This is a genomic window from uncultured Sphingomonas sp. (genome assembly GCF_902806265.1).
Taxonomy (GTDB): domain Bacteria; phylum Pseudomonadota; class Alphaproteobacteria; order Sphingomonadales; family Sphingomonadaceae; genus Sphingomicrobium.
The window spans coordinates 1-7,793 of record NZ_CADCVZ010000039.1 but is presented as its reverse complement, the minus strand read 5'-3'; the positions used below and the strand labels follow the sequence as shown (position 1 = coordinate 7,793).

Annotated in this window: 8 protein-coding genes; 2 read left to right on the top strand and 6 right to left on the bottom strand. The window is 67.2% G+C overall.

The annotated features are described in order from the left end of the window. The 6 genes from QZX62_RS08660 to QZX62_RS08635 form a co-directional block, all read right to left on the bottom strand. A partial coding sequence (locus QZX62_RS08660; RefSeq protein ID WP_294173691.1) for a hypothetical protein occupies positions 1-304 on the bottom strand: 304 nt, incomplete at its 3' end. A 309-nt stretch (positions 305-613) separates the two neighbouring features. Then, positions 614-1,243 (bottom strand): response regulator transcription factor, encoded by a 630-nt coding sequence (locus QZX62_RS08655; RefSeq protein ID WP_294173690.1) that lies wholly within the window; start codon positions 1,241-1,243, stop codon positions 614-616. 261 nt (positions 1,244-1,504) lie between these two features. Further along, entirely contained in the window at positions 1,505-2,917 is a 1,413-nt protein-coding gene (locus QZX62_RS08650; protein WP_294173689.1) for an efflux transporter outer membrane subunit, read from the bottom strand. Next, positions 2,914-3,927, bottom strand: coding sequence for a biotin/lipoyl-binding protein (locus tag QZX62_RS08645; protein WP_294173688.1), 1,014 nt, complete (start codon positions 3,925-3,927; stop codon positions 2,914-2,916). The genes QZX62_RS08650 and QZX62_RS08645 overlap by 4 nt, the downstream gene beginning before the upstream one ends. A 3-nt stretch (positions 3,928-3,930) precedes the next feature. Continuing rightward, positions 3,931-4,662, bottom strand: a complete 732-nt coding sequence (locus tag QZX62_RS08640) for an ABC transporter ATP-binding protein (RefSeq protein WP_294173687.1) — start codon at positions 4,660-4,662, stop codon at positions 3,931-3,933. After that, entirely contained in the window at positions 4,659-5,798 is a 1,140-nt protein-coding gene (locus QZX62_RS08635; RefSeq protein WP_294173686.1) for an ABC transporter permease, read from the bottom strand. The genes QZX62_RS08640 and QZX62_RS08635 overlap by 4 nt, the downstream gene beginning before the upstream one ends. A 160-nt stretch (positions 5,799-5,958) precedes the next feature. On the opposite strand from QZX62_RS08635, the gene QZX62_RS08630 reads away from it, so the two are divergent. Together QZX62_RS08630 and QZX62_RS08625 are read left to right on the top strand one after the other, a co-directional pair. Continuing rightward, positions 5,959-6,534, top strand: a complete 576-nt coding sequence (locus QZX62_RS08630) for a TetR/AcrR family transcriptional regulator (protein WP_294173684.1) — start codon at positions 5,959-5,961, stop codon at positions 6,532-6,534. A 661-nt stretch (positions 6,535-7,195) separates the two neighbouring features. Then, a complete protein-coding gene (locus QZX62_RS08625) occupies positions 7,196-7,753 on the top strand; it encodes a winged helix-turn-helix domain-containing protein (protein WP_294173682.1) in 558 nt (185 codons plus the stop codon). Positions 7,754-7,793: the final 40 nt, after the last annotated feature.

The window sequence follows — 7,793 nt, the reverse complement described above, 5'->3', positions numbered from 1 at the left end:
TGTCGGTGCCCGGCACATAGCTCATCGGCACCGCCGGCGAGGGTCCGGAACCATCGGGATCGACCATCACCGTCCGGAAGCTCGGCGTTACCAGCGGCAGGAAGGGCTGGTCGGCCGCGCCCCATTTCTCCTGCCCGGGTAGGAGGTGATTGAAGCTTCCGTCGACCGTCCGGACGCCCCAAGCGAGGTCGGGGGCAGGGATCAGCCCGCCTTCGCCGAATAGTGGTTGTCCCGCGGCATGGGCTTCCGAGAGCTTGATCTGTTGAAGGATGAACTCCAAGTCGCTCTTGATGTACGTGACCATTGCTATTCCCCCTCTCGTTTGGGCAGGGTACGACGGTCACAAGTCCCCGACCGGCAAAGCTTATTGGTAAAGCCTGCCGCCTCTACTTGCGTTAACCCAGCGAACCCCGTTTCATACTTTACGCGGCGTACGACTATTCTACCTGACGCGCAGTGGCCTGCAGGGGCGGCTCTGCTGAATTACTTGTAATCAAGAAGAAGTTGTCTGTCGTGTTTACCAAACGTTTAATCGCAGCGCGATTAACCAGATGGTCTAGAACGAAGGTTGGAGGGTCTGCGGGAGGTGTCGCGCGCAAGCTGGCGCGCCATGTCAACCGTGCAACAAGCTGGCTGCGCTGACGCGGTTGTGCACGCCGAGCGTCCGGAACGCCGCATTGAGGTGGGCCTTAACGGTAGCCTCGGAGATGCCGAGCGCGCGGCCGATCTCCTTGTTCGACTTGCCCGCAGCAAGCTGGGTAAGCACGGCCCGCTGACGACTGGTCAGGCCGTCGATGTTGGGGAGAGCGGGCTTGACGTCCGGCCGGACCGCGACCGCGCTCAGCCCGGCCGGAACGTAGATGCGTCCTGCATTCACGGCGCGAAATGCAGCGCACATGTCGGCTGGAGGAAGCGTCTTGGGTACATACGCGCGAGCGCCTGCTGCCAGCATCTTCAGTATGTCTCCGCAGTCGGGATCGGCGCCCATCACGACAACTCGGATCGCGGGATGGCGCGCGGCAATCTCGCGAACGCCTTTGGCAGCACTGAAGCCAGGCAGGTCATCTGCAATCGTCACGATCCGCGGCGCTGGCGGCCGCGACAACTGCGCCGCGAGTTCATCGGAGTCGCAGGCCACCCTCACCTGCGCGGAGCCGAAGGTTCGGCCAACAAGCAGCTCGATCCCCAGCCTCACCAAAGGCTGTGCGTCTGCAACCAGGACCTGCGTCGCCGTCCGAGTCACGGAAGCGTCCTTTTTGCCTGCGGCAAGCACGCTGCAACGCTACTCGGCGGCTGCGCAGGATATTAGCACAGGAACGCTCAATCGGCCATGTTCCGCAGACGATCGTCATCGAACAGCGCGGCGCGGCTCGGCTGACCTACTGTGCATTTCGCCCGGCGGCACTCGTGCGCGTGGTTTATATGAGGGGACTACGGCATTCGTTCGGGCCGTTCCCGGTACGCACACGAAGCAGGTGGTCGCTGACTGTCCCGAGGGAATGCGTCACCTGACGACGATGGGCTCGCCTCCGAGCGCCTGCCACAGCGTTATGCGAGCCCGCTGGGCGCGGCCGCGGGCTGCCGCCGCCCGTTCGCCGGCGGCAATCGCCAGGCGCCGCGCTTCGAGCACATTGAGGAAGCTGCTGAGACCCGCCCGGAAGCGGGTTTCGGCGAGGCGGGCGGCGCGGTCGGTTGCGGCGGCCTCGGCAAGCGCGGCGGCAAGCTCCCGGTCGGCCGCGGCGATCAGGGCGTAACCGCCTTCCGCATCGCCGAGGGCGGTAAAGACCGCGTCCCGGTAGTCGGCGAAAGCTTGGCGGGTTTCTGCTTCAGCTTGGTCGATGTCGGCGCCGACCCGACCGAAGTCGAGCAGGGGACCGGCGACATCCCCGCCGAGCGAGCCGGTCAGGGCATCGCTGTCGAACAGCCCGCCGACGCTGAGCGCGAGCAGGCCGAGCGCGCTCGACAAGGTGAGCCGCGGGAAGCGCTCGGAGGCAGCAGCGGCGACCTCCGCGTTCGCGGCCCGCAGCCGCGCGCCGGCGGCGAGGACGTCGGGGCGGTTGCTGAGCAGGGTCGCGGGGAGTGCGGGCGGCGGCGGGGCGAGGGCCGGCGCGGGTGCGGGCAGGAGCAACAGGCGTTCGACCTCGCCGGCCGGCCGGGCCGTAAGGGTGACCAGCCGGCCGACGAGGCGCGCGCGTTCGGACGCGAGGGCTTCAAGGCGCGTGCGGCTGCTCGCCGCGACGCTTTCGGCCTGTACCCGGTCGATCCCGGCCGCGATCCCGGCACGCTCCCGGACCCTGGCGAGGCCGGTCAGTCGCTCGGCAGCGGCGAGGTCCTGCCGCAGCCGGTCCTCACGCGCGCTCAGCGTCCGCCAGTCGCTGACGTTGCCGGCGATCTCCGCAAACAGGGCAAGGCGCACCGCCACCGCATCGGCATCGGCGGCATCGATGCGGGCAAGGGCGCTGCGTTGCCGGGCGCGCAGCCCGCCGAATAGGTCCGCATCCCACCTTGCGGTGAGGTTCGCCCCGTAGCTCGTCCGGGTGCGGTCGATCTCGATGCCGGGCAGCGGAGGGATGGAGGTCTGTCCCGCGCTCGTACGCGAGCGGTCGGCCGACAGCGCACCGTCCAGTGCGGGCAGGCGTTCGGCGCGGGCGCGATCGGCCTGGGCTCGCGCGACATCGATCCGGGCGACCGCCGCGGCAACTTGCGGCGCGTTGAGAAAGGCCGCCGCCGCAAGTCCACGGTAGGCGGGATCGTCGGCCGGGATGAGCGTGGCCAAGCTGCTCCGCGCCGCCGCGTCCGGGGCGAAGCGGAAGGCCGGGGGCAGGGCGACCTCGGCCGCGCTCGGCAGCTTGCCCGGGCCGGCCGTGCAGGAAGCCAGCATGAGCGCGCCCGTGGTCGCCAGTAGCAAACGCATCATCGCGCCGCCGCCTGCCGCTGTTGCCCTTGAGCGGGACGGGCGGCGATAAAGGCATCGACCTGCTGGCCGACCCGGAACAGCCCATCGGTTTGCGGCAGCTGGTAGATCAACTGCAGCACGCGAACATCGACCCGCTCGGCCGCGCTGTTGGTCAGCGAGCGCTTGGGCACCACCTGCGGCTCGGCCCGGACGAACGTCGCGCGGACCTGGCGATTGGCGGCGCCGCGGGGGCTGATCACGGCGGCCGCGCCGATCGCCACGCGCGCGGCTTCGTCCTCGTCGATGTCGATGCGCACATGCAGCGGACGGGTCTCGCCCATCTGGATGTAGGGCGTGGTGCTGGCGCCGCCCTGAACGCCGGCCTGCACATATTCGCCAGGCCGGACGTCGACCCGGAGGATCTCGCCGGAAATGGGTGCGGCGACGGTCAGCCGGTTGAGTTCGACGCCCGTGCTGTTGCGGCTGGCGCGAGCGGCGGCGAGCCTGGCCTCGGCGAGGCGGCGGCGCTCGCGGGCGGCGGACACCTCGCCTTCGGCGCCGATGACCTCCGACCGGGACACCGCAGCGGGATCCCCGACCTTACGATAAAGCGCCAGCTGCCGGGCAGCCGTGCTCTCGGCCGCACGGGCTTCGCTGATCGAGGCGCCGGCTTCGCGGATGGCGGCCTCGGCCTCGCCCAGGCGAGCACGGACCGCGCGCTCATCGACCCGGAACAGCGGCTGGCCGCGCGTGACGTAATCGCCCGGGCGGACCAGCACGGCCGTGACCAGGCCCGATAGTGCCGTGCCGATGTCGATCACCTCGCTCGAGGGCTCGACCACCCCCGCGCCGGCGACCCGCGGCGCGTTCGCCAGGGCGCCGGTCGCGCGAGCCGGTGTCTCCGCAGGCGTTTCCAGCTGGCGGTCGGGCAGGCCGCGCCAGATCAGGAATGCGGCAACGATCACGCCGACTACCGCGACGATCGGCAGGATGTTGCGCGAAAAGCTCGGGCGGGAGCGAAGGGAGGCCATGCGTTATCTCTCGTTGGCGGGCACGTCGGTGCCGTCGTGGGTGATGCGGCCGTCCTCCATGATGAGGATGCGGTCGGCGAGATCGAAGATGCGGTTGTCGTGGGTGACGATGATCACCGAGCGGTCGCTGGCCACCGCCACCTCGCGCAGCAAGTCCATGACCCGCCGCCCGGACTTGGCGTCGAGCGCGGCGGTGGGCTCGTCGCACACCACCAGCTTGGGCTCGTGGACCAGCGCCCGGGCGATGGCGACGCGCTGCTGCTGCCCACCGGACATCTGGCTCGGCAGCTTGCCGGCCTGGTCGCCGATGCCCAGCCGCTCCAGCATGGTCCGGCCGCGCTCGGTCGCCTCCTCCCGATTCATGCCCTGCGCGATCAGCGGCACCGCCGCGTTGGAGGCGGCGTCGATGGTCGGGATGAGGTTATACTGCTGGAAGATGAAGCCGATCGTGTTCAGCCGGAACTCGACCAGCGCTCGGTCAGACAGCGAATAGATGTCCGTCCCGAACACCCGCACGCAGCCCTCGGTCGGGTAGAGGATGCCGGCAACGATGGAGATGAGCGTAGTCTTGCCCGACCCTGACTCCCCGACGAGATAGGTGAGCTGGCCGGCCTGCACGTCGAGGTCGATGCCGTGCAGCACGCGCAACGTCTGACCGCCCGCCTCGAAGTCGCGGGCGATGCCGGTGACGCTGATCGCCGCGCCATTGTCGGTCACGTCGGCGCAGCCGCTCACCGGAACACCGCCGCCGGCTCGGTCTTCAGCACCCGGCGAAGCGCCACCCAGCCGGTGCCCAGGATGATCAGCGCCACCGCCAGCAGGGTCAGCAGCGGGATCTGCCAGGGCGTATAGAAGCCCTTGAAGTCAACGCTGGTCGCCCCGCCGATGCTGATGAACAGGGTCGCCATCAGCACGCCCAGGCCATAGCCGATCAGCCCGACCAACCCGGCCTGCGCCGCCACCATCGCGCGGATTTTGCCGTTGTGGACGCCGATCGCTTTCAGGGCGCCGAACTGCTTGATGTTGTCGCGGATGAACAGGCTGAAGGTCAGTCCGACGATGGCGATGCCGACAATAAAGCCCAGGGCGACCGTGATGCCGAAGTTGATGGGAATGCCGGTGTTCTCGATGATGAAGGTGACGCCGTCTTGGGCGAAGTCCTCGCGGGTGCGGGCCTTGAGCCCGGTCTGTGTCTCGATCCGGCGAACCAGCTCCTCCGGAGCAACTCCCGGCGCGGCGCGGGCGAGCACGAAGCTCAGCCGGTTGCGGGTACCCGGGACGTAGTTGAGCGCGTTCGAGTAGCGGGTGTAGAGCACCACCTGGCTGGTGAAGCTGGGATCGACGTCGACGATGCCGCGGACCACCGCGCGTTGGTCGTTGAGCTCCAGCCGGGCGCCGATCGGGTCGACATCTTCCGGGAACAGGCGGGTGCGTCCCACATCGTCCACGAACACGCTGCTGGGCACCGACAAGTCGTCGCGCGTGCCTGCGATCAGATTGCGGGGCAGCCCGATCAGCGTGGTGTCGTCCACGCCCACCACCGTGACGCCTTCAAGGTCGCCGTCGGGCGTGCGAACGGCCGCACCGGCCCGCAGGTGCGGCACCGCCCAGGCGACACCCGGCACCGAGCGCACCTGGTCGAGCGCGGTTGAGGGCAGGGGGAAGACCACGTCCTGCGTCCGGCTGACGGGGTCCATGACCCAGACATCGACGGTGGCGATGTTGTGGACGGCGGTGGCGCCGCGGTTCAGCAGATTGACGAAGATCGTCAGCTGCTGAGTGATCAGAAGCGTCGAGAAAGCAATGCCGAACACCAGCCCGTAAAACTTCTGCCGGTCGCCGGTCAGCATTCGGATTGCGATCCAGATCATGACGCGCCTTCGCCAGGGTTGCCGACGCTCTTGCCAGCTGAGCGGCTGGAGTTCATAATGAACGCCTTCGTTCACATGAACTGGACCGTTCAGATTGTCAAGCGCGCAAGCCCGAAGCAGACGCGGAAGAAGCACGGACCTGGCTAAGCGCGAGGCGATCGTGATCGCGGCCAAGAAGGCCTTCTTCGACGTCGGCTACGCGGCCGCGAGCATCGAGGCCATTGCGGCCGAGGCCGGTGTGTCGAAGGTTACGGTCTACAACCACTTTCAGGACAAGCGCGGCTTGTTCGCCGCTGCGGTCGAACACGAATGCGAGAATATTCGCGGGCAGCTGTTGTTCGATCAAAACCAGGGTCCGCTTCGCGAACGCCTGCTGGCCTTCGGCAAGTCGATGGTGGCTTTCCTGTCCCGCCCTGAGATGATCCGCTTCGAGCAGCGCATCGCCGCCGAGATCGAGCGGGAACCGGAGCTTGGACAATGTTTTCTCGAAGCAGGCCCGCGCCGCATGCACCGCGCTCTGGCCGACCTCCTGGCGCGGGAGCGGGACCGTGGAACCCTTGCCATCGAGGACCCGATGCAAGCGGCCGAACATCTCGCGGCCATGTGCAAGGGCCTGGCCGACATGGAACGGCGCTTCACGGGCAAGTCGGACGCGAACGCCGCTGAGCGCCGGGTGCGGTCGGCGGTCGATCTGTTCCTGCGCGGCTACGGCTCGGGAAACTGCAAAGAGGATTGAACTGCCGAAGGAGCCGAGGCGTCCGGTTCGGCTCGCTTCGCCCAAACAACGGACCGGCTGTTTGCGACCACATGCCACCATTCGAACTCTATGCCGAAGGTGCGGTGCCTACGAAACGCTGGACGCAGCAGCGGAGGGTTTCGCCGCGATCTCGGAAGCGGTGACCAGGCCGCTCGCCAAGCTGCCGCCGAACTTCGTCTTCGCCGCGACCGGACCGGCGCTCGGCCACCATGAGAGCGGACGGCTGCGTTGGCAGGCCGGACCGCCAGACGGCCCCGTTGCCGTGAATGGCATAGACATCGCCCAAGTTCAGACTGGGCATCCAGTCTCTCCACGTCTTCATCGAACCGACCGGCTGACCATCGCTCAGCGTTCAATCAAAGGAGCTTCGACGGCCGTGCTTCGGCCCCTACCTTGGTCGCGAGAGCGTCCGTTTTCGTTTGTCCGGGGTGCTGCTCGGGTTAGCCTGACTGAGGGACTCGGCGTTCTGGAGCCTACCCGTTTGGGCGAAATTGCGACTTGGGCGAGCCCAGCATGGCATCGCTGACGGCGGCAGCAGTCTGCCTCTCCTTCACGTATCCTCAACCATTTGTCGCGACTGTCGCGACGATAAGGATGGTGACTGACGCGACAGTCACGACAGCGGCACGGGGAGGGCGCCTTGTATCAACCACTTACGACGCTGACGAAGGCCGTTGCTGTAGCGCTTGATATTGCCGGCAGGCCCGACACGGACGACGCCTATGCGCTCAACTCCGTTCGCAAGGCGTACAGCTTGTTGAACGGTAGTACGTTCCAGGACCTCGTCGGACGGTCTGAGAGCACGCCTCACTCGATCGATTACGGGATCGATTGGGCGGGGGTCTATCGTCTGGAGGCGGAAAAGACGCAAGTTCTCACGAGGCAGCTTGAAGAGCTGCGTGCCGAACTTCTCGCATCGCAGACAAGCACGCAGCTGCCGGGGGCTCAACCATGGGGCGCACACATCCGCGAAGCTGAGATCGAGCGGCAGCCATCGCAGAGAATCGAACGCTCACACGCGCAGATCCTAGCCGCCTTGAGCGATGCTGAGCGGACTGTTCATGAGCTCAGCCTGCTCACGAACATTCACTCCAGGACGGTTCAGCGGCGTCTCAAGGAGTTGATGGCTGCGGGCATGGTCAAGCAGAGCACTCACGGGGTTACGCCAGTATACACGCTGATCAGCGAAGGCACGTAAGCGCGCCGCTACTGCCCACCTGCTAGCCGTCCAAGCTCGC